Source organism: Synechococcus sp. BSA11S (assembly GCF_014224355.1).
Lineage (GTDB): Bacteria > Cyanobacteriota > Cyanobacteriia > PCC-6307 > Cyanobiaceae > Regnicoccus_A.
Map to the genome: position 1 here is coordinate 96,255 of NZ_VNWP01000002.1, position 23,356 is coordinate 119,610.

The 23,356-nt window shown below is 67.8% G+C and carries 25 protein-coding genes, 1 tRNA gene and 1 riboswitch; of the genes, 16 read left to right on the forward strand and 10 right to left on the reverse strand.

Features of this window, described 5'->3' with window-relative positions:
- Positions 1 to 119: 119 nt before the first annotated feature.
- Positions 120 to 614: an allophycocyanin subunit alpha-B gene (gene apcD, locus FPZ61_RS02340; protein ID WP_185464561.1), complete on the reverse strand. Its 495-nt coding sequence runs from the start codon at positions 612 to 614 to the stop codon at positions 120 to 122.
- A 121-nt stretch (positions 615 to 735) separates the two neighbouring features.
- Between apcD and rlmD the strand changes: the two genes are divergently transcribed.
- Positions 736 to 2,136, forward strand: a complete 1,401-nt coding sequence (gene rlmD / locus FPZ61_RS02345; protein WP_185464560.1) for a 23S rRNA (uracil(1939)-C(5))-methyltransferase RlmD — start codon at positions 736 to 738, stop codon at positions 2,134 to 2,136.
- Between the two features lie 27 nt (positions 2,137 to 2,163).
- Here rlmD and pheT read toward each other — a convergent pair whose 3' ends face one another.
- Complete coding sequence (pheT, locus tag FPZ61_RS02350) at positions 2,164 to 4,626, reverse strand: phenylalanine--tRNA ligase subunit beta (RefSeq protein WP_185464559.1); 2,463 nt, start codon at positions 4,624 to 4,626, stop codon at positions 2,164 to 2,166.
- 110 nt (positions 4,627 to 4,736) lie between these two features.
- On the opposite strand from pheT, the gene rpmG reads away from it, so the two are divergent.
- The 3 genes from rpmG to FPZ61_RS02365 all read left to right on the forward strand — a co-directional run bounded on the left by rpmG (position 4,737) and on the right by FPZ61_RS02365 (position 7,286).
- Positions 4,737 to 4,931 carry a 50S ribosomal protein L33 gene (gene rpmG / locus FPZ61_RS02355; RefSeq protein WP_185474731.1) on the forward strand — a complete coding sequence of 65 codons (195 nt, stop codon included), beginning with the start codon at positions 4,737 to 4,739 and terminating at the stop codon, positions 4,929 to 4,931.
- Positions 4,932 to 5,005: 74 nt separating this feature from the next.
- A complete protein-coding gene (rpsR, locus tag FPZ61_RS02360; RefSeq protein WP_185464557.1) occupies positions 5,006 to 5,227 on the forward strand; it encodes a 30S ribosomal protein S18 in 222 nt (73 codons plus the stop codon).
- Between the two features lie 34 nt (positions 5,228 to 5,261).
- Positions 5,262 to 7,286 carry a ribonuclease catalytic domain-containing protein gene (locus FPZ61_RS02365; RefSeq protein WP_185464556.1) on the forward strand — a complete coding sequence of 675 codons (2,025 nt, stop codon included), beginning with the start codon at positions 5,262 to 5,264 and terminating at the stop codon, positions 7,284 to 7,286.
- An 11-nt stretch (positions 7,287 to 7,297) separates the two neighbouring features.
- Here FPZ61_RS02365 and FPZ61_RS02370 read toward each other — a convergent pair whose 3' ends face one another.
- The gene (locus FPZ61_RS02370) at positions 7,298 to 9,121 is read right to left on the reverse strand and encodes an FAD-dependent oxidoreductase (RefSeq protein WP_185464555.1); all 1,824 of its coding nucleotides are present in this window, start codon (positions 9,119 to 9,121) and stop codon (positions 7,298 to 7,300) included.
- Between the two features lie 137 nt (positions 9,122 to 9,258).
- Here FPZ61_RS02370 and metG point away from each other — a divergent pair, with 137 nt between their 5' ends.
- Positions 9,259 to 10,848: a methionine--tRNA ligase gene (gene metG / locus FPZ61_RS02375; RefSeq protein WP_185464554.1), complete on the forward strand. Its 1,590-nt coding sequence runs from the start codon at positions 9,259 to 9,261 to the stop codon at positions 10,846 to 10,848.
- Positions 10,845 to 11,981, forward strand: a complete 1,137-nt coding sequence (gene lptC, locus FPZ61_RS02380) for an LPS export ABC transporter periplasmic protein LptC (protein WP_185474732.1) — start codon at positions 10,845 to 10,847, stop codon at positions 11,979 to 11,981. The genes metG and lptC overlap by 4 nt, the downstream gene beginning before the upstream one ends.
- Here the strand turns inward: lptC and FPZ61_RS02385 are convergent.
- Complete coding sequence (locus FPZ61_RS02385) at positions 11,893 to 12,594, reverse strand: cofactor assembly of complex C subunit B (protein ID WP_370594260.1); 702 nt, start codon at positions 12,592 to 12,594, stop codon at positions 11,893 to 11,895. The two genes, lptC and FPZ61_RS02385, sit on opposite strands and share 89 nt — an antisense overlap.
- 94 nt (positions 12,595 to 12,688) lie before the next feature.
- Between FPZ61_RS02385 and FPZ61_RS02390 the strand changes: the two genes are divergently transcribed.
- The 7 genes from FPZ61_RS02390 (at position 12,689) to FPZ61_RS02420 (ending at position 17,359) form a co-directional block, all read left to right on the forward strand.
- Positions 12,689 to 13,096: a tellurite resistance TerB family protein gene (locus FPZ61_RS02390; protein WP_185464552.1), complete on the forward strand. Its 408-nt coding sequence runs from the start codon at positions 12,689 to 12,691 to the stop codon at positions 13,094 to 13,096.
- Positions 13,097 to 13,134: 38 nt separating this feature from the next.
- A complete protein-coding gene (psb32, locus tag FPZ61_RS02395) occupies positions 13,135 to 13,809 on the forward strand; it encodes a photosystem II repair protein Psb32 (protein WP_370593329.1) in 675 nt (224 codons plus the stop codon).
- 6 nt (positions 13,810 to 13,815) lie between these two features.
- Entirely contained in the window at positions 13,816 to 14,958 is a 1,143-nt protein-coding gene (pxcA, locus tag FPZ61_RS02400; RefSeq protein ID WP_185464551.1) for a proton extrusion protein PcxA, read from the forward strand.
- Between the two features lie 28 nt (positions 14,959 to 14,986).
- Complete coding sequence (gene cobU, locus FPZ61_RS02405) at positions 14,987 to 15,511, forward strand: bifunctional adenosylcobinamide kinase/adenosylcobinamide-phosphate guanylyltransferase (protein WP_370593328.1); 525 nt, start codon at positions 14,987 to 14,989, stop codon at positions 15,509 to 15,511.
- Positions 15,508 to 15,993, forward strand: a complete 486-nt coding sequence (locus FPZ61_RS02410) for a tRNA (cytidine(34)-2'-O)-methyltransferase (protein WP_185464549.1) — start codon at positions 15,508 to 15,510, stop codon at positions 15,991 to 15,993. Before cobU ends, FPZ61_RS02410 begins: the two co-directional genes overlap by 4 nt.
- A gap of 144 nt (positions 15,994 to 16,137) precedes the next feature.
- Positions 16,138 to 17,214, forward strand: a complete 1,077-nt coding sequence (locus tag FPZ61_RS02415; RefSeq protein WP_185464548.1) for a M23 family metallopeptidase — start codon at positions 16,138 to 16,140, stop codon at positions 17,212 to 17,214.
- Between the two features lie 71 nt (positions 17,215 to 17,285).
- Positions 17,286 to 17,359, forward strand: a tRNA-Met gene (locus FPZ61_RS02420).
- Positions 17,360 to 17,450: 91 nt separating this feature from the next.
- Here the strand turns inward: FPZ61_RS02420 and FPZ61_RS02425 are convergent.
- Positions 17,451 to 17,765: a hypothetical protein gene (locus FPZ61_RS02425; protein WP_185464714.1), complete on the reverse strand. Its 315-nt coding sequence runs from the start codon at positions 17,763 to 17,765 to the stop codon at positions 17,451 to 17,453.
- A gap of 168 nt (positions 17,766 to 17,933) precedes the next feature.
- Here FPZ61_RS02425 and FPZ61_RS02430 point away from each other — a divergent pair, with 168 nt between their 5' ends.
- A complete protein-coding gene (locus FPZ61_RS02430) occupies positions 17,934 to 18,524 on the forward strand; it encodes a peroxiredoxin (RefSeq protein ID WP_185464547.1) in 591 nt (196 codons plus the stop codon).
- 103 nt (positions 18,525 to 18,627) lie between these two features.
- Here the strand turns inward: FPZ61_RS02430 and purQ are convergent, their stop codons facing one another.
- On the reverse strand, positions 18,628 to 19,281 hold the full coding sequence (gene purQ, locus FPZ61_RS02435; protein WP_185464546.1) for a phosphoribosylformylglycinamidine synthase subunit PurQ: 654 nt from the start codon (positions 19,279 to 19,281) through the stop codon (positions 18,628 to 18,630).
- On the reverse strand, positions 19,278 to 19,559 hold the full coding sequence (gene purS, locus FPZ61_RS02440; protein WP_185464545.1) for a phosphoribosylformylglycinamidine synthase subunit PurS: 282 nt from the start codon (positions 19,557 to 19,559) through the stop codon (positions 19,278 to 19,280). The genes purQ and purS overlap by 4 nt, the downstream gene beginning before the upstream one ends.
- Positions 19,560 to 19,657: 98 nt before the next feature.
- Between purS and FPZ61_RS02445 the strand changes: the two genes are divergently transcribed.
- The gene (locus tag FPZ61_RS02445) at positions 19,658 to 20,038 is read left to right on the forward strand and encodes a hypothetical protein (protein ID WP_185464544.1); all 381 of its coding nucleotides are present in this window, start codon (positions 19,658 to 19,660) and stop codon (positions 20,036 to 20,038) included.
- A gap of 15 nt (positions 20,039 to 20,053) precedes the next feature.
- Here the strand turns inward: FPZ61_RS02445 and cobW are convergent, their stop codons facing one another.
- The 3 genes from cobW to FPZ61_RS02460 all read right to left on the reverse strand — a co-directional run bounded on the left by cobW (position 20,054) and on the right by FPZ61_RS02460 (position 22,558).
- Entirely contained in the window at positions 20,054 to 21,190 is a 1,137-nt protein-coding gene (gene cobW, locus FPZ61_RS02450; protein WP_185464543.1) for a cobalamin biosynthesis protein CobW, read from the reverse strand.
- 2 nt (positions 21,191 to 21,192) lie between these two features.
- Positions 21,193 to 21,894, reverse strand: a complete 702-nt coding sequence (locus FPZ61_RS02455; protein ID WP_221629723.1) for a HupE/UreJ family protein — start codon at positions 21,892 to 21,894, stop codon at positions 21,193 to 21,195.
- Between the two features lie 23 nt (positions 21,895 to 21,917).
- Positions 21,918 to 22,079, reverse strand: a riboswitch (cobalamin riboswitch).
- On the reverse strand, positions 22,073 to 22,558 hold the full coding sequence (locus tag FPZ61_RS02460) for a pentapeptide repeat-containing protein (RefSeq protein ID WP_255441314.1): 486 nt from the start codon (positions 22,556 to 22,558) through the stop codon (positions 22,073 to 22,075). Its footprint overlaps the riboswitch before it by 7 nt.
- A 106-nt stretch (positions 22,559 to 22,664) precedes the next feature.
- On the opposite strand from FPZ61_RS02460, the gene upp reads away from it, so the two are divergent.
- Positions 22,665 to 23,348, forward strand: coding sequence for a uracil phosphoribosyltransferase (gene upp, locus FPZ61_RS02465; protein ID WP_185464542.1), 684 nt, complete (start codon positions 22,665 to 22,667; stop codon positions 23,346 to 23,348).
- Positions 23,349 to 23,356 lie beyond the last annotated feature (8 nt).

Sequence of the window (23,356 nt, forward strand, 5' to 3'; positions counted from 1 at the left end):
GCTGCTCCAGTCCATCGCCAATTCATTGGGCCACGGATGCAAGGGCTTTTGGGATCAGCCCCCTGGCCGCTGGTTGAGCAGCGCTTCCGCTGGTGCGTGAGCAGGGGGCAAGGTCTGGCTCAGCCCAGGGTCTGCATGCCCTGGATCAGGTAGTCGAAGTAAGGGGCAGCGCTGGCGGCATCATCAGTGGAGAGCAGGGCCAGGGAGGCCTCCTTGAGGGTGCGCATGCTCTCGACCATGCCCGCCATGGGCACTCCGAGGCTGTTGTACATCTCGCGGGCTCCGTTGAGACCGATCTCCTGGATCTTCTCGGTGCTGCCTGCCAGAACTCCGTAGGTAACCAGGCGCAGGTACCAGCTGAAATCACGCAGGCACTGGGCCCGTTGCTTCTGGCCGTAGGCATTGCCGCCCTGGGCCACGTATTCAGGCTTTCGTGAGAACAGCAGGCGCGCCGCCTCATCGACGATTTTTTTCTCGTTCTCGGCGAGGGCGCGGGCCACGCGGATGCGCTGGGGGCCTCCAGAGAGGTACTGCGCCATCGAGCGGAGTTCTCCGCCGCTGGGATACCGCAACTGATCATCGGCTTGGAGGATCAGATCCCGAACGACGCTCATCAAGGACACCAGGCGCCTGATGACTTTATCGAGCCGTGATGCTCCGCGCCGGAGGACGTCTTCAGATGTAACGCCCCTTTGCATCTAGGGTTTGCTCAACGTCCAAGGCGCTCCGATCCAGATGGGACTTCCCCTGCCGGTCCCAGGTACGGACCTGGATCTGTGCATTTCCGGCCTCAACCATCACGGCCAGGGGGTGGCACGCATCAGCTCGAGCGAGGAGTCAGGTCGCGACCTGGTGGTCTTCGTCCCCGAGGCCCTGCCTGGGGAGCGGGTGCTGGCCAGGGTGCACCACAGGGCCCAGCGCCATCTGGTGGCTCATCCCCTTGAGCGGCGCAACGATGCCCCGGAGCGGCGCCAGCCACCCTGCATCCTTGCCTCGGATTGCGGAGGCTGCGGGGTCCAGCACCTCCAGGACCAGGCCCAGTTGATCTGGAAGCAGGATCTGGTTCAGCAGGCCCTGCGCCGCATCGGCGGCCAGGGCCTCGCGGTGGAGCCGATCCTGGCCTCGGACACCCCCCTGGGCTACCGCAACCGCACCACGATTCCCCTGGAACGCTGCCCTGATGGTCAGCTGAGGGCCGGCTTCTACCGCAGCGGCACCCACCGGATCGTGAACATGAACCGCTGCCCGGTTCTCGATCCCCGCATCGATCGCCTGATCGCCCCCCTCAAGCGTGATCTCGAGCAGAGCGACTGGCCGGTGGATGTGGATCTCAGCGAAGGGGGGGGGCTGCGCCACCTGGCCCTGCGGGTCGGGCACCACACCGGTGAAGTGCTGCTCACCCTGATCAGCAGCCACAGCGATCTGCCCGATCTGGCGGCGATGGCGGAGATCTGGATGGAGCGCTGGCCGGAGCTGGTGGGCGTCGGTCTGAACATCCAGCCCCTGCCCACCAACACCCTGATGGGGCCGCGCACGGTGGTCGTGGCGGGCCGCCCATGGTTGAACGACCGCTTCGCCGGTCTTGAGCTCCGGATCGGGCCCGACACCTTCTTCCAGGTTCACACCGCCCAGGCCGAGCGGTTGGTGCCCCTGCTGATCGAGGTCCTTCGCCCGTCCCCTGGCCGCAACCTCGTGGATGCCTACTGCGGGATCGGCACCTTCAGCCTGCCCCTGGCCGCCGCCGGCGCCCGGGTGCTGGGTCTCGAGCAGCAGCCCTCCAGCGTGGAGCAGGCCCGGCTTAATGCCGGTCTCAACGGCCTCAATGGCCTGACCGTCGAGGCTGCCGATGTGGCCCTGGCCTTGCCTGAAGCCCTCGAGGGCGCCCATGGCTTGCTGCTGGATCCGCCGCGCAAGGGTCTGCCGGAGCGGGTCTGCGAAGCGATTCTGGCTTCGCCACCCGAGCGGGTGGCCTACCTGAGCTGCAACCCTGCCACCCTGGCGAGGGATCTGGCCCGGCTCACGGCAGCGGGAACCATGCGCCTGCAGCGGGTTCAGCCCATCGACTTCTTCCCCCAGACCCAGCATGTGGAAGCCCTGGCCGTGCTGGAGCGAACCTGGGAGACACCGACCGGCTGAGCTCCGGGCGGCGCGGGCCTCACAGCCCTAGGAGCGTCTGGCAGCCCCGAACTGCTTCTGGAGGGCCCCCAGGATCTTGGTGTGGGCCTGCTCCACCTCCGTTTCGGTGAGGGTGCGGCGGGCGTCGCGGTAGCGCAGGCGGAAGGCCTGGCTGGCGCTGCCCGCCTCCACCTGGCTGCCCTGGTAGCGATCGATCAGTTCCGCTCTCTCCAGCAATGGTTTGCCCGCCTTGCGGATCGCGCTCAGCAGCTGGGCGGCGGTGACCGTATCGGGAACCACCAGGGCCAGGTCGCGCTCTGAGGCCGGCACGGTGGCGAAGGGAGTGAAGGCCGGCTGCCAGCGGTTGCGCCGGGTGGCGGCACTGATCAGGGGAGATAGGGCGAGCTGGAACAGGTGGGTGGCCTCCGGCAGATCGAGGTCTTCCGCCCGCTGGGGATGCAGCTGACCGAACCAGCCGGCAACCCGGCCCTCCACCAGCAGCTCCGCCGAGCGGCCTGGGTGCAGCAGGGGGTGATCACCGCTTGGCCGGTCCTCGCAAGGCAACTTCAGGGCGGCGAGGGCCTGTTGCAGCATGCCGCGGGCTTCGAAGTAGTCGAGGCTGCGCCCTTTGCCGCCGCTGCTCCAGAGCTCCGAGCGTCGCTCGCCGCAGATCACCCCGGCCAGCTCGGCCTGCTCCTTGAGGCTCTCCCCCTCGACCTGGAAGACCCGTCCGATCTCGAAGGCCCAGAAACCCGGCATCGAGGCCTGCAGGTTGCGCCGTGCCGCCAGCAGCAATTCATCCAGCAGGCTGTCGCGCAGGTGGCCGTAGTCGGTGAGCAGGGGATTGGTGAGGCCCAGCCGCGGAGGATGATCCATCAATCCCTGGGCTGGCACCAGGGAGAACGCGCAGGTTTCCTGCAGCCCGGCGTGGCAGAGCGCCTGGCGCAACCACCGCTCCGCCTGTTGCCCGGCCTCGAGCCCCCCCGGCTCGATCGGGTCGGGAAGGTGACTGGCAAAGTGGTCGTAGCCCACCAGCCGGGCCACTTCCTCGATCAGATCCACCTCCCGGGTGAGGTCCATGGAGCGGGATGGGGGCACCGTCACCAGCCAGCCCTCACTCTCCGCCACGAGGCTGCAGCCCAGGGCGGTGAGGGTCTGCTCGATACGACCGTCGGGCAGATCCTCCTGCAGGCCGTCCATCAGCACCGGACCAAGCAGATTGTGCAGGGCATCGCGCCGCAGCTGAAGGGGTGGCGCCGGTTGGTGGGGACGCCGGTGCAGCCAGCGACCTTCCACCCGGGCTCCCGCCAGCTCCTGGAGCAGCTGCACCGCCCGGTCGGCGGCCGTCAGCGTGACTTCACTCGGCAGGCCTTTCTCGAAGCGGGCGCTGGCGTCGGTGCGCAGGCCCACGCTGCGGGCACTGCGGCGCACGGCCTCGGCGCTGAACATGGCCGCCTCCAGCCAGAGGGCGTCGCTGCCGGGATGCACCGCTGTCTCGGCGCCACCGATCACCCCGGCCAGGGCGATCGGCCGATCCCCATAGGTCACGACAAGCGCTTCGGGGCTGAGCGCATGGCTGGAGCCATCGAGGGCGTCGAAGCTCTCGCCAGCCCGGGCGGGGCGAAGGCCGAGGGCCGCCGGGTCCGCCGGCTTGCCCCCCAGGGCTGCCAGGCGTCCTTGATCGAAGGCATGCAGGGGCTGCCCGGTTTCCAGCATCACCAGGTTGGTGATGTCGACCACGTTGTTGATCGGCCTCAGACCGGCCCGCTCCAGGCGACGCTGCAACCAGGGTGGCGAGGGCTCCACCCGCACACCCGTGAGGGCGGTGAGGCTGAACAGGCCGCCAGCTTCGATCGCAGCGGCGCTGGCCTCTCCCACGGGCAGGGGCTCAGCGGGGATCACCGGCGCGGCGGGCGGCAGGCTGAGCCGGCCACCGGTGAGGGCCGCCACCTCCCGGGCGATGCCCAGCATCGAGAGTCCGTCGGGGCGGTTGGCGGTGATCGCCAGCTCCAGCACCTGGTCATCGAGGCCCAGAGAGGCCGCCACAGGCGTGCCCACGGGCGGCACGGCCTCCAGGAGTTCATCGAGTACGGCGATGCCGTCTGAGCTGTCGGCCAGGCCCAGCTCCTTGAGGGAGCAGATCATGCCGGTGCTGGTCACACCCCGCAATTCGCTGGCCTGAATGGTCAGATCCACGGCGCTGAGATGAGCACCCACCAGGGCCACCGGGACATGCATGCCGGCACGCACATTGGCGGCCCCGCAGACCACCTGCAAGCAGGGCTCGCCGGAGCTGGCCGGTCCCACCCGCAGCTGGCAGACGCTCAGCCGATCGGCATCGGGGTGGGGCTGCCTGTCTTCCACGTAGCCCACCACCACGCCCTCGGCCTGGCTGGCGAGGTCGTCGATCGCCTCCACCTCGAAGCCGGCGATGGACAGGCGCTCGGCGAGCTCCTGAACCGGACCATCGCAGGAGACCAGTTCCCGCAACCACTGGAGCGAGACCCGCATCCGCCTGCATCGATCAAGGCCCAGATCCTAAGGATCGGAATGCCGGAGCCCGGGAGGGTAGGGTGTCGGATTGTCATTACGCCTCGCATCTAGCGGCGCACGTCCTTCCCATGGCCAAGAACAAGGGCGTCCGGATCGTGATCACTCTCGAGTGCACCGAATGCCGGTCCAATCCCGCCAAGCGCTCTCCTGGGGTGTCCCGTTACCCCTCAGAGAAGAACCGCCGCAACACCACTGAACGGCTGGAGCTGAAGAAGTTCTGCCCTCACTGCAACAAGAGCACGGTCCACAAAGAGATCAAGTGAGGTCCCCGGGTCGTCGCCGTCGGCGCTGACCCCAGCAGCTCGTCCTTCCGTCCCCTGTCCGTTTTCGTCCACCCATGTCCAGTTCTTTTTTCAAGAAGCGCCTCTCACCGATCAAGCCCGGTGATCCGATCGACTACAAGGACATCGATCTGCTCAAGAAATTCATCACAGAGCGCGGCAAGATCCTTCCCCGCCGTCTGTCCGGTCTCACCGCCAAGCAGCAGCGGGACCTGACCAACGCCGTCAAACGGGCCCGGATCGTGGCCCTGCTCCCCTTCGTGAACCCCGAAGGCTGAGCCGCCCTTTCCCTGCCCCTGAGGAGCATGGCGTTTGCAACCGGGTGATCTCGTCGGTCTGATCGGCTCGAAGGGGCCGGAACTGGCTCTGATCGAAGCCATCAACGGCAGCCGTGTCCGTCTCAGGGCGGGCTGGGACGCCCGTTCCCAGAACGTCCCCCTGCGACAGCTGGATCTGGTGGCCCCCCTGCCGGGAGTGCATGAGCCGCCAGTCCGTCTGGATCAATCCCCCTGGCTGCTGGAGCCATCGGTCCTGGCTTCCGCTTCCCCCGGTCGCCACGATCTCGGTGCCGCCTGGCTGTTGCTGGTGGAGGCGCCACCCGAGGAGGGGGTCAGCCTGGCGGAGTTCACCGAACTGGTGGCCGGCGGCGACAGTCCGGCAGCCCGGGCCGCCTGCTGGTGCTGGCTGCACCAGCCAGAGCAGCACCTGTTTCGCTGGCGCCAGGGCCGGGTGCATCCCCGTTCCCTGCGTGATCTCCGCCAGCTCCGTCACGACCGTCACCGACAGGCGCTCGAGCAGCGACGGGTGCAGCAGTGGCACGCCCTGCTGCGTCAACGCACGCCTCTGGAGACCTCCGATCTCGCCCCCGCCCAGGTTGAGCAGTTGCAGCAGTTGCTGGCCTTCGCCGGCGGTGAGATCGAGGCGTTGTCCGATCCGGAGCTGCGTCGCGGCCTGCAGCAGGCCCAGTGCGCCGCCGAACCAGGACCGGTGCGCCGTCTGCTGGTGGACCTGGGCCAGTGGCAGCCCCATGCCTTGCCTTCTCTGCGCAGCAGCGTCTGGGACCAGGGGTTCACGCCGGCCCTGCTGGAGGACGCCGAGGGCCTGCTGGCTCAGGCCGAGCAGGATCAACCCGGCGATGAGACCCGGCGGGATCTCACCGCCCTGCGCAGTTACACCATCGATGACGCCGACACCGAGGAAATCGATGACGCCGTGTCGCTGGAGCCCCTGGCGGGGGGCGGCCTGCGGCTGTGGGTTCACATCGCCGATCCCGGCCGCCTGGTGGCCAGCGGCTCCCCCCTCGATCTGGAGGCCCGGCGCCGTGGCACCAGCCTCTATCTGGCCTCAGGGGTGGTGCCGATGTTCCCCCTGGCCCTGGCGGTGGGTCCCTTCAGCCTGCGCCAGGGGCATCGCTGTGCCGCCTGGAGCTGCGCGGTCGAGCTGGCGGAGGATGGCAGCGTGGCCAGCCACGAGCTGCTGCGCAGCTGGATCCGCCCCACCTACCGCCTCACCTACGGCGATGCTGATGCCCTGATCGACATGGCTCCGCCCGAGGAGCCCGACCTGGCCAAGCTGCAGGGGCTGCTGGAGTGCCGTCGCCGTTGGCGGGAGGCCCGCGGGGCCCTCTCGATGGAGCAGAGCGAGGGACGGATTCTCTGCCGCGACGAGCACGCTGAACTGGAGATCACCGATCCCTCGCCGGCTCGGGCCCTGGTGGCCGAAGCGATGATCCTCACCGGTTCTGTGGTGGCTGCCCATGCCGTCGACCTCGGCCTGGCCATGCCCTTTCGCGGCCAACCGGTGAGCGAGTTGCCACCCGAGAGTGAGTTGCAGAGTCTCCAGGAGGGGCCTGTCCGCCATGCGGCCCTGCGCCGCTGCCTCAGCCGCGGCTGCACGAGCGCAGCAGTGAGCCCCCATTTCAGCCTGGGGCTGCCGTCTTATGTGCAGGCCACCTCGCCGATCCGCCGCTACGCCGATCTGGTGGCCCAGCGCCAGCTGGCCGCCACCCTCACCGGCGATCAGCCCCTCGACGCCGCCCGGATGGGGGAGCTTCTGGAGGAGCTTGATCCGGTGATTCGCGAAGGCATCCAGATCAGCCGTGAGGATCAGCGCCACTGGCAGCAGGTCTGGTTCGAGCAGCATCGCGGCGAGCGTTGGCCCGCTGTCTTTCTGCGCTGGTTGCGCCAGCAGGACCGCCTGGCCCTGGTTCACCTGGAGTCACTGGCGATGGACCAGGCCGTGCGGGCACCGGAGCTGTGTCAGCCGGGGGATGCACTCACGGTTCAGGTCCAGCAGGTGGATTCCCTCTCGGATCTGCTGCGGCTGGAGGCCCGCTGAGCCTGCACCGATCAAGCCTCCAGCCGCGACACCCGCAGCCAGGGCCCCCAGGGATTGGCAACGCCGATCAGGCGCACCGGCCTGGGAGCCTCCTGTTGTTGCAGCCAGTGGTGCAGGCCAGGCTCAAGGCTGATCAGCGGCCAGGCGCGGTGTTCGCTTTCAAGGGTGTACCCACCGTCTCCATCGGGCACGAGGGTGCCATCGAAGACCCGCTCATGGGGTTCCTCCGGGGCCTGGAAGGGGCTGGCTGGCTCGCTTGCCGCCAGGGTCCCCCGCGGCTGCAGCAGCGCTGGATCCAGCAGGGCGCGCCGCTGGCGCCGCTGCCAGTCCGGGTGATGCCAGGGGGTGTCCCAGAGGGGCATCGGCCCGGCCGGTGCCAGGGGGTCGCTGATCAGTGCCTCCTGCAGATGACGGACGTCGAGGGTGGCCGGAACCGTGCCGGAGCCTGAGCAGAGGGCCGCCGCCGCCCCGGCGGCCTGGCCGATGTTCAGGATCAGTGGCTGCAGCCGGGTGGCGCCATTGGCCATGTGGCTGCAGCTGATGGCCTTGTCGGCCGCCAGCAGGTTGTCGAGATCGGCGCTCACCAGGGCTCCGTAGGGAACCATGAACGGCGTACCGCTCCAGCGGCCACCCCAGCGGCAGCTCTTGGGGGCCAGAGGCCAGTCGTCGCCAGGGTAGTGGTGATCGTTGGCGTAGTTGCCCACTGCGATCGAGCTGCAGCGACCCTCCCCATCGAAGGGGATCGGCCCGATCCAGGCCCCGTCGTCGTCGGGGGTGCCTCTGAGCCCGGCAGGCGCCAGGGGCAGCAGATCCTGCTCCAGCACCAGGCGGTGGCCCACCAGCCGCCGGCCCTCGCGCCAGTAGGGCATCAGGGCCAGGGGCGATGGTCCTCCCAGCGCTGAGCCTCCCCCGGGGGCCTCGGGAAACACACCGGCGGGTTGCAGCCAGCCGCCGGAGGCTTCCCCCAGGGCGCCGAGAAACGCCAGGCTGTGCTGCTGCATGGCTCGCGCCAGCTCCGCCTGGGCGGTGAGATCAGGGCTGAAGGCCCGCTCCAGGCCGTCGTGCCAGTCGTTGCCGTGCAGTGGCCAGTTGAGCATCACCAACCCACCGGGCAGGCGTCCGTAGCTGAGGGTGCGCTCCAGTCCGAATGCCTCGGTGGCCCGCTCGAACGGGGCCGCAGGAGTGCTCCCGCCTGGACAGGGCCCCTTCGACTCCTGGGCCAGCACCACCCAGGTGGGGGACTGCACCGGCTGGTGCTGGAAGAACGGATCGGTGTTCAGCCGCTTGCGGGTGGGTGCGCTGGGTTCCCCCCAGTCGTCGCTGGCGTCCCAGCCCAGATGAAAAGGCACGCCCGCGTGCGGCAGCAGATCCCCGCGATCGCTGCCGTCGATGACCAGCTGCAGGCTCAGGCGCACCAGCTCGCCCTGGTGATCCAGCTCCATCGCCGTCAGCCGTGAGCCGGTGCGCTCCAGCTGCCTCAGACGGCAGCCGCTCCACCAGCGCAACCGCGGTTCGGCAGCCAGCCAGCGCCGCAGCACCCGCTCGGCGCTGGCTGGCCTCCAGCCGAAACAACTCACCCAGTTGTGATCGAGACCTTCGGGCTCCTCCCGCTGCAGGGCGCGCAGCAGGGCGCCCCAGAGTCCGCTCTGCCAGGGGCTGAGTTCGTTGCCATCGGGCGCACAGACCCCCGCCGCGCTCACCATGCCCCCCAGCCAGGGTCCTGGTGTGAGCAGGAGCGTGTCGGCGCCGCCACGGGCGGCCTGCAGGGCGGCCGCCACTCCGCCACTGCCGCCACCCCAGACCACCACGGCCGCCTGATCGTCTCGTGCTCGCATCGGGGTGGCCGACTCCACGACCTCGATTGTGCCGATCCGCCCGCACCCCCCTGAGGATGGGCTGGGATGGCACTCGGTAGGATCCGGCCCCGGCGCAGGGCCGCTCTGGCGGCGCAGCGGGCCCTTCACCACCGCCGATGACTTACACCCTCACCACTCCGCTCTATTACGTCAACGACAAGCCCCATCTCGGCAGCGCCTACACCACGCTGGCCTGCGATGCGCTGGCCCGCTTCCAGCGCCTGATGGGCCGATCGGTGCTGTTCATCACCGGCTGTGATGAGCACGGTCTCAAGATCCAGCGCACCGCCCAGGCGGCCGGTCTCACCCCCCAGGCCCACTGCGACCAGGTGAGTGATCAGTACAGGGCCCTGTGGGACCGCTGGCAGATCAGCCACGACCGCTTCATCCGCACCAGTGAGCCGCGCCACCGTCTGCTGGTGGAGCAGTTCTTCCGGCGGGTTGAAGCCTCCGGCGATGTGGTGGAAGGGCGCCAGAGGGGCTGGTACTGCGTGGCCTGTGAAGAGTTCAAGGAGGATCCCCCCGAGGCCCGAGCGCCCCAGTGCGGCACCCACCAGCGACCCCTGGAGTGGCGCGATGAGCTCAACCTCTTTTTCAGGCTCTCCCGCTACCAGCAGGCCATCGAGGAGCTGATCCAGCGACCGGGCTTCATCGCTCCTGCCGGCCGCCGCCGCGAAGTGGAGAACTTCGTGGCCCAGGGGCTGCGCGATTTCTCCATCTCCCGGCTGGATCTGCCCTGGGGAATTCCCGTTCCCGGCCACGACGGCCACACGTTCTATGTATGGTTCGACGCCCTGCTCGGCTATCTCACCGCTCTGCTGGAGCCGGGCGATCCGCCCGACCTGGGGCTCCTCAGCCAGCGGGGCTGGCCGGCAAGCATCCACGTGATCGGCAAGGACATTCTTCGCTTTCACGCGGTCTACTGGCCGGCGATGCTGCTCTCGGCAGGTCTTGAGCTGCCCGAGCGGGTCTTCGGGCACGGCTTTCTCACCCGGGAGGGGCAGAAGATGGGCAAATCCCTGGGCAACGTGCTTGATCCTGGTGAGCTGCTGGAGCGCTGCGGTCCCGATGCCGTGCGCTGGTACCTGCTTCGCGACATTCCCTTCGGCGACGACGGCGATGTGCAGCAGCAGCGCTTCAGCGATCTGGTCAACAACGATCTGGCCAACACCATCGGCAACCTGCTCAACCGCACCTCCTCAATGGCCAGGCGTTGGTTCGATCAGGCGGTTCCGCCACCCAGTGATGGGCTCGACGGGAGCCATCCCCTGGCCCTGGCGGCGGACACAGCCCGGCAGCAGGTGATCGAGGGACTGGAACGGCTTGATTTCCGTCAGGCCGCCGCAGCCTCCCTGCAGCTCGCCATCAGCGCCAATGGCTACCTCAACGACCAGGCCCCCTGGAGCCGGATGAAGCAGGAGGGCCAGCGGCAGCAGGTGGCTGACGACCTCTATGCGGTGCTGGAGGCCGCCCGGCTGGTGGCCTTGCTGCTGGCGCCGATCCTGCCCGATCTCTCCACCCGCATGCTGCTTCAGCTCAACCAGCCCCCGGCCCCCAGTGATTCCTCTCTCGGAGCTCCAGGCCCTGGTCCTGGCGGTCCCGCCCCGTGGCAGCAGCGCCTGGGCTGGGGGGGATTGATCGCCGGCACTCCCCTCCCCGAGCCGGAGCCTGTGATGGCCAGGCTGGAACTGGATGGACCGCTGTGAAGGCCCCCCCGGTCCGCGCCCTGATCTTCGGATTGCCTCTGGTGGCCCTGCTGGGCTGCACGCGCCAACCGATCAAGCCCAAGGAGCCCCAGCCCTTCGTGTTCCGCTCGCTCAACCTGCGCCAGCAGGATGGTCAGGGTCGCCCGGCCTGGGAGCTCACCAGCCCGCAGGCCCGCTACGACCTGCAGCGGCGCATCGCCCGCGCCACGGATCCCCGGGGCGTGATCTACGTCGGCGGCAAGCCGCGGTACAAGGTGGAGGCCACCAGCGGCCTGGTGATCAACGATGGTGAGGTGATCCAGCTGGAAGGGAAGGTGCGGATCCTGGTGCTGGGTCCCAGGGGCTCGGTGATCAGTGGGGATCGGGTGCGCTGGACGCCCGGCCGGCAGCTGATGGAGATCGACCGGCGCCCCGTGCTCACCGAACGTCAGAGCCGCCTGAGTGCCACCACGGCCCGGTTCCTGCTCGACAAGGACAAGCTGGAGTTGCGCGGCAAGACCCGCGTGCAGCAACCAGAGCTGGATCTGCGCGCGAGCCGGGCTGACTGGCAGGCCAACACCGGCGCTCTGGTGGCGGCGGGTCCGGTGAAGGGGGAGCGGCGGCCCGCCGCTGAGAAGGGCATTGTCCAGACGGTCACGGGATCGTCGCTGCAGGGGAACACCCGCCAGGAAGTGGTGGATCTGCTCGCGCCGGTGCGCTTCACGGACCCCTCCCGCAAGGCCGTGCTTGACGCCCAGCGCACCCGCTGGAATGCCAAGGACCAGGTCCTCAGCACCGCTCTCCCCTTCACCGGCGTGGTCGATCAGCTGAACGTGGCGGGCGACTCCCTGCGGCTGGTGCTGGCAGAGAAAACGGCGATCATCCCCAGCGGTTGTCGCCTTCGCCAGCCTGGTGAACGGCTTCAGGCCAGGGAATGCCGCTGGAACTGGGACACCCAGGACATCCAGGCGCGGGGAAGCGTTCAGCTGGAGCGGGATCAGAACCAGCAGATCACGCGCAGTGAGCAGCTGTTCGGGAAGGTGGGCCCCAAGGGACTGGCCGAGTTCACGACCCCGGGGGGGCGGGTGTTTTCGGAGCTGAAAGTGCCTCCCCCCTCGAAAGAGCGACGTCAGCCCGCTCCAGTGACGTTCTGAGCTTTTCGGCCCACCCCTCGATCCAGAGTTCATCGCTGCGACTGAAGCAGCGGGGCGACCAGCCTCCCGCCAGCAGCCAGCCCTGGCTGCCGATCGGCTGGACCAGCACCGCCGGTGTGCCCACCGGCAGGCAGCTGAATTCCTCACGGCCGGGGTAGAGCTTCAGGTTCACCAGCGAGACCGCGCGGCCGTTGGCCGTGGCTCTGCCGCAGATCTCCCCTGGATCGAAAGGCGTGTGGCCCAGCAGACCACGCCGTAGCAGGGTCCTGCCCTGCCAGTGGATCAGCAGGCTGGCGGCAGGAGTGGCGGTGAGCAGCAGGCGGCTCCCCCAGGCCAGCTCCAGGCTCAACTCCTCCGGCAGCTCGGCGGCGAGCTCCAGCCCCTGCTCCCCCTCCAGCTCCACGCGCTCGGGGGCGATGGGCAGGGCCCTGGTCCAGAGCACCGCCACCAGCATCAGACCGACCGCCATCAGGCTCGCCAGCACCCCGGCACGCTCCAGGGCCGGATTCAGCTCTGGCGCCGTGAGCTGATTGAGCAGACAGAGCCCGAGCCCCAGCAGCCCTGCCGCCAGGGTGAAACGGGCCGGGGTGGGCATGGTGGTCACGGTGTCCACGACGTTGGCGTGAACGCTGACACGGATTCCAGTCTCCGGCGGGCCCTCCCTGGCCATGGGTTGCTGGAATGGGGAGCAGTTCCGATCTCCCGCCATGGAAGCCAGCAAGGCCTTCGCCGCCATCGCCCTGGCCGCCGTGGCCTGTGATGGGACGCTGGGCCGCGATGAGGCCAAGGCCCTGCGGGGCCTGCTGGAGCACCGGACCCCCTACGCTGACCTCACAGACCTCGCCATTGCGGAACTGTTCGATTCCCTTCTGGCTGCCCTGCGCCAGGGGGGGCTTGAGGCTCTCGTCACTGCCGCGGTCCCCGTGCTGAACACCGAACAGCGGGAAACGGCCCTGGCGGTGGCGGCCCAGCTGGTTCACAGCGATCGGGTCGTCCAGGCCAGCGAGCAGGTGTTCCTGCAGAGCCTGGCGGTTCAGCTCGCCTTGCCTGGAGGGAAGGCCGGGCAGATTCTCGCAGCGATTGAGGCTCTCAACCGCGACAGCCTGTCCAGCTGAGGGCAAACTGTGGGGCAACGATTCATCTCCAGGTTCCCGTGCGTCTGCTGCCCCGAGTGCTGGCTCTGTTCACCGCCCTGGTCATCCCCCTGCTGGTGCTGGTCCCGGCAACCTGGGCTGTGGGAGTCGGAGATCTGCCGGCGCCACCGGCCTCACAGCATCTGATCGATACGGCAGGACTGTTCAGTCGCGCCACTTCGGCCGAGCTGGAGCGTCGCCTGGCCGAGCTGGAGAGTGGCCACGTTCAGGCGAGGTTGCTCACTGTGCCCCGTCTCGACTACGGCCTGCAACTCGACTCTCTCGGTCAGCAGCTCCTGCAGGCCTGGTCGGGAGCGGAGCCCAGCTCCGGGGGTGACCTGCTGCTGCTGATCGACGCTCAGACCAACACGGCGGCTGTTGTCGCCAGCACCGAGCTGCTGGAGCAACTGCCGGCTTCGCTGCTGCGGGACACCGCCGACAGCACCATGGCGGTTCCCCTGCGGCTGGGAACCCGCTATCGCCAGGCCTCTCTCGACGCCATAGCCCGTCTGAACACGGTCCTGCAGGGCGGGGAGGATCCTGGCCCCCCTCTGGAAGAGACGGCCGCTCCTGTGGTGAGCAACATCCCCACTCGGGAGGAAACCGCTGCGGGCAACGGCTTCCAGTGGGTGATCGTGCTGCTGGTGGTGGGCACCATCGTGCCGATGCTCACCTGGTGGGTTTTCTCACGCTGATCACCGATGGCGCTGCGCAATTGGATGGGTGCCTTCGGCAAGGCACGCTCGAGCGATCTCGTCCATCGGCTGGAGCGTGCCTATGAGGCTGCCCTGCTGATTCAGAGCATCGAGATCGAGTTCTTTGCCGATCGTCCGGTTCGAACCGATCTCGAGCTGAGTGTGCCCCGCCAGGTGCGCAGTCAGATGCTGCGCCGCTTTCGTGCGGCCTTGCAGGTGTGTCGCGAGAGCATCGAGGAGATCCAGCCTCGCCGGCACGAGCTGGATTCCCAGCAGCAGCGTCAACTCCAGCTGATCGAGTCAGTCGAAGCCCGCTACAACTCACGCTCCGGCGCCGCCAGCCTGAGCCGCACCCCCGAGCTGTTGCCCCGCAGTCTGATGGGGGCTGTGGAGCGGGTGCGTCAGCAACTGGACCCGGAAGCCGAGGCCAGCGTTGTGGCGGGTTTCCGGCGCCGGCGGGATTCCACGCTGGTGTCCCTCCGCGTTCTCCTGTTGCTGGTGCTGGTTCCTCTGCTGATGCAGCAGGCCAGCCGCTCCTTCGTGATCTCTCCGTTGGTGGATCGCTTTGCGCCCCATGTGCCCTTCCTGAGCTACACCAAACCGCAGTTGGAGGAGGAGGCGGTGGAGAAACTGCGCATCTACAAAGCCGAGATTGAGTTTGATGCTCTGCTCAAAGGCAGTGTGCTGCCCACCAATGAGGAGCTGCATCAGGCCCTGGCGACCCGTGCTGCCGAGCTCAAGGATGAGGCCGACCGTCAGAGCACCCGCGCGATCAAGAACGTGATCTCCGATGGGGTGGCCCTGTTGGGCTTCGTGCTCGTCTGTGTGTTCGGCCAGGAGGAGATCCGGGTCTTGCGGGGCTTCCTGGATGAAGCTGTCTATGGCCTGAGCGACAGTGCCAAGGCTTTCGCCATCATTCTGTTCACGGACATCTTTGTTGGATTCCACAGCCCTGAGGGTTGGACTGTTCTGCTGGATGGTGTGGCCAACCACCTGGGACTTCCCCAGCGGCAGAATTTCATTCTTTTGTTCATCGCCACATTTCCGGTGATTCTGGCAACCATCTTCAAGTATTGGATCTTCAGGTATCTCAACCGTGTTTCGCCCTCCTCCGTGGCCACCCTGCGCAACATGAATGGGGGTGGTTGAGCGGCGACCGGTTGCGGGGTTGACTCTGGTGAGCGGCCCCAGCCGCAGTGGCAAGAGCCGCTGGGCCGAGCACCTGGCGGCGCAAAGTGGACGCTCTGTCCTTTACATCGCCACCGGAGCCCTGGCTCCGGACGATCAGGCCTGGCAGCATCGCCTCCAGCTGCACCAGCGTCGTCGCCCCAGAACCTGGACCACCTGGGAGGTGGAAGGGGAGCTGGAGTCGGCCCTGGCGCGAGCGCCAGCCGATCACCAGCTGCTGATCGACTCTCTCGGCACCTGGCTGGCTCACCACCTCGATCTCGACGGCGAGGCCTGGGAGCAGAGGCAGGATGCGCTGCTGCAGGCTCTGCTGAGCTGCCGGGCTCCCCTGCTGATCGTCACAGAGGAGACCGGCTGGGGCGTGGTGCCCGCCACGGCGATAGGCGGCCGCTTCCGCGATCGCCTGGGCCGGCTGCAGCAGCGCCTGCAGCCCCTGGCCCAGGCCAGCTGGCTGGTGATCCAGGGCCGTGCACTGGATCTGAGAACTCTCAGCCAGCCGGTGCCGGGACTGTGAGCGCCCTTCCCCGGGTGGTGCTGTTTCAGCCTCAGATTCCGCCCAACACAGGCAATGTGGCGCGCACCTGTGCCGCCACCGGCGCCGAGCTTCACCTGATCGAACCGTTGGGGTTCAGCCTCGATGACCGGCAGCTCAAGCGAGCGGGGCTCGACTACTGGCCATGGGTGCCCCTGCACATCCATCCAGGCTTCGAGGCCCTGCTCGCCGAGCGGACCCGGCGGGGAGGACGTCTGCTGGCGTTGAGCAGCCAGGCTGATCAGCCCTATCAGCACTGGACCTACCGCAGCGATGACTGGCTCCTGTTCGGCCGGGAGAGTGATGGCCTGCCGCCGGAGCTGCTCGAGCAGGCCGACCAGCGGCTGACGATTCCGATGCCAGGCTCCGTGCGCCGCGGCGGTGGGGTGCGCAGCCTGAACCTCTCGGTGTCGGTCGCGGTGGTGCTGTTTGAGGCCCTGCGCCAGTTGGAGGCCAGCGACTGAGCGATCAGACGCTGCCCAGATCGTGCCTGACGATCAGAGGGCTGGCCCCAGAGGGTTGTGCCGGATGGTTCAGGCCGCTACCCTCGGCGCGGCTCGGGGATGGTGGCTTCTCCACCGGGCCTTGTCCGACGGGTGAAATTCTCTATGAAGCCTTCGCATCTGATCCTGCCGCTGCTGGGAGCCATGCCGGTTCTCTCGCTTGTGGCTGTCGGAGCTATCCCCGGCATCGCCGACGCGCGCCGCCCAGGTTTCGAAACGATGCCTGAGCGGTTGGAGGTCGAACCTTCGCTGTCCGGCGAACACCAGCTGCTGGCCTCCCTGCCGGCTTCGTTCCGCGACAAGCTCTGGGTTCGCATTCGCAGCGACATCACCCTTGAGGAGCTGGCCAGCCAGTTGCGGGTTCAGGAAACCCCCCTGGCCAAGCTCAACGATGTCAATGAAGACCACGGCTTCAGCCCGGGTGACTGGGTGGTGCTTCCCTCCCAGAAAGCCTCGGCGGCCAAACAGCTCGCTTCCCTCGATACCAGCCAACTCCGCCGCTCGGCTCCGCTGAGCGAGCCCCCGCCAGTGGAGGGCACCGGTGTGGTGCGCTTCGGAGACAACCTCGTGAAGCTGGCCCAGCGCTACAGGCTCAGTATCCAGGACCTGCTTCGGCTCAACCCTGGTCTTGAGGCCGCCCGCCTGGTGGAAGGCAGTCAGATCAGGGTGGCCCGGGCCCGTCCCACCCGCTCTCGCATGGTGCTGGGGCTCAAGCCCACGGGCAGTGGCGGGCTGAGCTGGCCTGATCTTCCCGGTTTCAACCGCCCTGGCGAGAAGCCCAAGCCGCCGAACCAGATCGGACGTGGTTGGATCTGGCCGGCCCGTGGTGTGTTCAGCTCCGGCTATGGCTGGCGCTGGGGCCGGATGCACAAAGGCATCGACATCGCCAGCAACGTCGGAACTCCGATCGTGGCGGCCCAGGGTGGTCAGGTGTCCTATGCGGGCTGGCACAGCGGGGGCTATGGCTACCTGGTGGAGATCCAGCACCCGGATGGCAGCAAATCCCTCTACGGCCACAACAGTCGTGTGCTGGTGAGGGTGGGCCAGCAGGTGGCCCAGGGCACCAAGATCTCCGAAATGGGCAGCACCGGGCGCAGCACGGGTCCGCATCTCCACTTCGAGATCCACCCCCCTGGCCGTGGCGCTGCAAACCCGCTTCAATTCCTCCCCGGCAGAGCCTGATCTCCATCTTGGTCACCCCCCTCTCTCCTTGCTGGGAGAGGGGGGTCGATCGTTTAAAGTCCTTACAACGCGGCTCGGTAGCTCAGCTGGTTAGAGCGTGGGATTCATAACCCCAAGGTCGGGAGTTCAAGTCTCCCCCGAGCCATTGTGGCGAATCAGCGCCAATCCACTCCACCCACCCTTCTTCAGCCTGGTTGGCCTTCGCGGGGGTTGGGCTCGTTCCCTTCAGGGGCTTTTCAGCGCATCTCGATGGCGTTGAGGCGCTCGCGGAAGCTGGCGGAACCGCTGGATCCCCCTTCGCCGCCGGGTGCTGCCGGGGGGAGATTGGGTGCCGGAGCCGGCCCGGCATAGCGCCGAGCGCGCCCATAGACCTTGGGCCGCACATCCACCGCGCGCACCAGGGTGCCGGTGCGTGAGCGGCCTCCGCCGTCCTCGTCGCCGGGTTCCTCCCGGTTGAGCGGGCTGGTTTTCAGCTCATTGCGAAGCTGATTGAGCAGACGGAAGTGCCCCGTGTTGTTGTACTTGCGCAGCAGGACGGGGTCCCAGGACATCATAAAAAAGCTGTGGATGGGGTCGCGGCTTCAGCCGTCGTCGCCTCCTTCATCTTAGGGGCCATTGCTGCCAGGGTTCCGTGATAAATTGTTGCATGCGCAAGTGGTAGTCGGTCCGAGTTCGGACAGCCCGCCTGCGATTCCGTCCGTCACCCCCCTTCCTCACGCATGTCCCGGCTCGTCGGTCTGCAGGCCCCTGATTTCACGGCCACCGCTGTGGTGGACCAGGAGTTCCAGACGGTTTCCCTCTCCCAGTACCGCGGCAAGTACGTGGTGCTCTTCTTCTATCCCCTCGACTTCACCTTCGTCTGCCCCACGGAGATCATCGCCTTCAGCGACCGCTACGCCGATTTCACCAGCCGCAACACTGAGGTGCTGGGCGTGTCGGTCGACAGCGAGTTCTCTCACCTGGCCTGGATTCAGACCGATCGCAAGCAGGGTGGCATCGGCGATATCGCCTACCCCCTGGTGTCTGACCTCAAAAAGGAGATCGCTTCGTCTTACAACGTGCTCGATGAGGAGGCCGGCGTTGCTCTGCGCGGCCTGTTCATCATCGACCCGGAAGGCGTGATCATGCACAGCACAATCAACAACCTCCCGGTGGGTCGCAGTGTCGATGAGACCCTGCGGGTCCTCCAGGCCTTCCAGTACGTCCAGGCCAACCCCGATGAGGTCTGCCCTGCCAACTGGACCCCGGGTGAGAAGACCATGAAGCCCGACCCCGTCGGCAGCAAGGAGTTCTTCGCTGCAGTCAACTGACCGCACTCACTGAGCCAATCACCCTGCTCTGATCGCTCCATGATCAGGAGCCACGGGGGCCCCCACCGGCCCCCTTTTTGATGTCCGGGGGGGTCTGGGCAGCTCAGCCCAGCAGGCTCGCGAACAGTCGCTGACCGTCGAGCCCACCGGTGCGGGAGTCGCAGGCCCGCTCCGGGTGCGGCATCAGCCCGAGCACGTTGCCAGTGGGATTGCACAGGCCGGCCACATCGCCCACCGAGCCGTTGGGATTGTTCTGGTAGCGCAGCACCACCTGGCCGCTCTGCTCCATGGCCTCGAGAGTGGCCGGCTCGCACTGGTAGCGGCCTTCCCCGTGGGCGATCGGCAGACTGATCGCTTCAGCCTCTCCATAGTCGGACAGCCAGCGGCAAGCTCCTGGGTGCACCTTCAGGCCGGTGGGCTCGCAGATGAAGTGGAGTCGGCTGTTGCGGGTGAGGGCTCCGGGGAGAAGACCCAGCTCGGTGAGCACCTGGAAGCCGTTGCAGATGCCCAGCACCGGTCCGCCCCTGGACGCGAACCAGGCCACCTCCTCCAGCACCGGTGCGAAGCGCGCGATCGCGCCGCAGCGGAGGTAGTCGCCGTAGCTGAAGCCACCGGGCAGGACCACGGCATCGAGCCCACTCAGATCACGCTCCTCATGCCAGAGGAACCGGGTAGGAATCCCCATGCACCCCTCGGCCGCCCAGCGCACGTCCCGGTCACAGTTGGAGCCGGGGAAGACCACCACACCAATCGTCATGCCGAGAGGCTCGCCCCGTTGGTGACAATCTGGCTCAGCTCCAGTTCCCAGTTCTCGATCACGGGATTGGCCAGAAGCCTGTCGCTGAGCAACTCCACCCGGGAGCGGGCTGTGTCGGCATCGGGAGCTTCGATCTCCAGCTCCACCGCCTTGCCGATGCGCAGCCGGCTCACTCCCTCCACCCCCAGGCGGCCGGTGGCGGCGCGGGTGGCCTCGCCAGCTGGATCGAGAACCGAGGGCCTCAGGGAGATCAGCACGCGGGCGTGAAAGCGGGGCACCAGGCAGCCAGAACGTTTGTTAAATCTTGGCAGCCGATGCTCCCCCTTCGCCAGGGCTCGATCCAGCTTGATAGGGATGAGACGGAGGAGACCAAGCCATGCAAGGCCGAGCCCTGGCGCTGCCGGCGCGGCTGCCCTTCTCCGCCCCCAGCCTGATGACCCTGTTGGCGATACTCGTGCTGGGGCTCGGTTGGTTGTCGCGAGCGGCGGTCGGAGCCGATGAGCCGCCCAGCTACCAGGTGGAGTGCCGCCTGGAGGGTGGCCCCTGGAACCCGTGCGTGATGACGGTGGAATCGGTGGGAGAGCGCTGGTGGATCGACCTGGAGGGCCTGCGGGTGCTCTTCCGTCATGACGGGCGGGGCAGCGTGGAGATGCGCCGTTCCAGCGGTCCCTGGCAGCGCGTGAGCGGTAACTGGCAGGAGGACCATGCCCTCTGCTGGGATGGGCTCTGTGCCAAGGGCTCCTTCCCGCTGGACTGAGCGCAGGCGGTGCCTTCAGCCGCCGGCGCTGCAGGCAGCCCCGGCCAGGGCCTCCTCCAGCTCGTTGCGATCCAGCCGCAGGCCCAGCGCCACCAGCTCCAGACCAGGACGACCTGCGTCGGCAGCAGGGGCGACGGGCTGGCGGTCGTACCAGCATTCGAGCCGCGGGCCCACCGCCTGGATCTGCAGGGGTCTGGGCTTGCCGCTCTGCCGCAACCAGCCCTTCAGGCGCAGAATCCCCTGCTTCACGATCTGCTCGATCAGCAGACTCTCCAGGGCCCCCCGATCGAAATCCCCTGGCAGCTGCAGCGCCAGCGACTGCATCGGCACATGGCTGTGGTCGTGGACGTGGTCGTGGGGCTCGTCGCTGTGGTTGTGGTCCTGAGGATGATCTCCCGGAGACCGGTGGTGCTGCCCGGTTGCCTGATCAATCCGATCAAGGCCGAGCATCAGATCGGCGGGCACGTCCCCGCGTGCCATCGGCAGCACGGCGACTCCAGGGCGGCAGAGCGGCCCCAGTTGCCGCTGCACGGCCTCGCGTTGGGAGGCATCCAGCCGATCGGCCCGGCTCATCAGCACCAGATCAGCCGCCTCCAGCTGATCCCGGAAGAGGTCCTCGAGGTCACTGAGGTGATCCAGGCTGGGGTCAGCTGCCCGCTGCCGCTCCAGGGCCGCGGGGTCCCCCACCACGCTGCCCTGGGCCAGAGCTTCGCCATCCACCACCGCCACCACGCCATTGACACGCGTGCGGGTGCGGATCTCAGGCCACTGAAAGGCCTGCACCAGTGGTTCGGGCAGGGCCAGACCACTGGTTTCCACCACGATGCCGTCGAGGCGATCCGCCTTCTCCAGCAGGATCTGCATGGTGGGCAGGAACTCATCCTGGACGGTGCAGCAGAGGCAGCCATTGGCCAGTTCCACCAGCCGCCCCTCCAGCTCCTCCTCTGGGCAGAAGCCGCAGCTGCGAAGCAGGGCTCCATCGATGCCCACCTCGCCGAATTCATTAACCAGCACCGCCAGACGCTGGCCGCTGTTGAGCAGCAGCTGGCGCAGCAGGGTGGTCTTGCCGGCACCGAGAAATCCGGTCACCACGGTGACCGGCAGCCGCCTGCTGGCAACTGACGCCGGGGGGGCTGCGGGGGAAACGGCCATGGTCAGGGCACCAACTGGGTCCAGGCGAACGTGGCGCCGATTCCGATCAGCAAACCCGCCACCAGACGCAGGTTGGCGGTCTGAAGGCTCTGGGCCCAGGAGCGCACCACGGTGACGGCAGTGATCAACAGGGCACCCTGGCTGATCAGCAGGCCGAGAAGATACAGACTCTGGGTCCCGATCGACCACGCGAGCACCGGCTGGCTGAGCACGCTGCCGTGCAGCGCGATGGCGGGCAGCAGGATCCAGCGGGGCCAGCGGCCCAGCACCACCAGGCCTGTGGCCACCAGAGAGAGGGCCACCAGCAGCTCGCTACCGGGTAGCACCGGCAGGATCAGGCCCAGGGCGGTGGAGCCCAGGCCGATCGCCAGCAGGGCGATCACCCAGCGCAGCGGTTGCTGCAGTCCGACCAGGCCGAGGCTCAGCAGGAAAAGCAGGTGGTCAGGGCCGAGCAGGGGATGCCCCAGACCGCTGAGGAACCCAGCCAGGGCTCCTTCCTGCAGCCCGAACGTGTCCATCAGGTGGTGGGCAGAGGCCGGCGCCGCCATCAGCGCCAGCGGCACCAGTCCCACCAGGGCGATCAGGTGCAGGGGACGGGGGCCAGCAGGACGCTCACGCTGGACCCGTTGTTGCCGCCGAGGAGCTTGCTGAGAAGGACGGGCTGGCTGCCGCAGCGGAGCCGGGTCCCGAGAAAGGGAGGTCATGGTCTGGAGTTCCGGTCCGCGCCGGCACGAGAGGGAGAACCGGCGGGTGTTCTGACTGGCGCGTGCGGCGGCGGTAGACCGGAGCACGGGCTTCACAGCTGCGGGACAGTGCCGGAGTTGCACCGGACTTTCCCCCTTGCCCCCGGTGGCTGTTCTCCACCGGAACCGGACTCGAATGTTACCGGCACCCCAGGCTTTCCACGGTGGAGACCCCTGTGCTGGGGTTGATGCCGTCGGCGCGGGAGCAGAGGGCCTTGAGTTGTGAGAGATCCAGCACCGCATCGCTGAAGTCGGCCCCCTCGATCGAGGCGCCGGTGAAGCGGCTCTGCATGAGCATGGCGTTGCGCAGCACCGCTCCGCTCAGATCGGCTCCATCGAAGCGGGTGGCGAAGGCCACGGCGTCTTCGAGGTTGGCCTCACGGAGGTTGGTGTTGGTCAGGTCGCTCGAATTGAACACGGCCCCGCGCAGGTCACTGCCACTGAGGTCGTAACCGCCCATCGAGGCCTTGAGGAACTCCTGCTGGTGCAGATCACGGCCCCGCATGTCGGGCTGAAGGTCCTGCAGTGCACGCTGGCCCCTCAGCTCCGGAGCCGTGATCGCCCTGGCACTCTCCACCCCGGTGAACAGGGCGCCGCCAACCAGCACGATCAGACCAGCCAGCAGCGCCAGCCAGCGCCCAGGTGCGGGCCGGAAGCCTGAAGGGTGGGGCCCGGAAACCCGAGGGGCAAGCGGCACGTCGCACGTAGCGTGACGCCCCAAGCTATGGCACATGAGCATGTCGCTGCGGGTGGTCGTTCCACCCCATCCCCTGATCGCCCACTGGCTCGCAGTGCTGCGGGATCAGGAGACCCCCTCCCCGCTGTTCGCCACCGCCATGGCCGAGCTGGGGCGCTGGCTCACCTACGAAGCGGTGCGCGACTGGCTGCCCCAGCGACCGGTGGCGGTCCAGACCCCGCTGGCCCTCACGGAGGGGATGGTGGTGGATCCGTCCGTGCCGGTGCTGGCGGTGCCTGTGCTGCGCGCTGGACTTGGCTTGTGGCAGGGGGGGCAGGCGGTGCTCCCCTCCGCCCGGGTGGCCCATGTCGGTCTGGTGCGGGATGAACGCACGGGTGAGGCCGACTGCTACCTCGACGCCCTGCCCCAGCGGATCGGCGAGCGGGTGGGGGTGATGGTCTTCGATCCGATGCTGGCCACCGCCGGCAGCCTGATCCAGGTGCTCGAGCGTCTGCAGGCCAGGGGGGTGAGCGGTCAGCGGCTGAGGGTGATCACGGCCCTGGCGGCCAGTTCAGGCTTGGGGACCCTCGGCAAGCGGTTTCCGGATCTCACCGTGTACACCGCCTGCGTGGATCCCGAGCTGGATGAGGCCTTCCGCATCGTTCCCGGCCTGGGGGATGCCGGTGATCGGCTCTATGGCTCCCAGTCGCCCGTGTTTCCAGCGGAAGCTCAGCCCTAGGCTCCCCC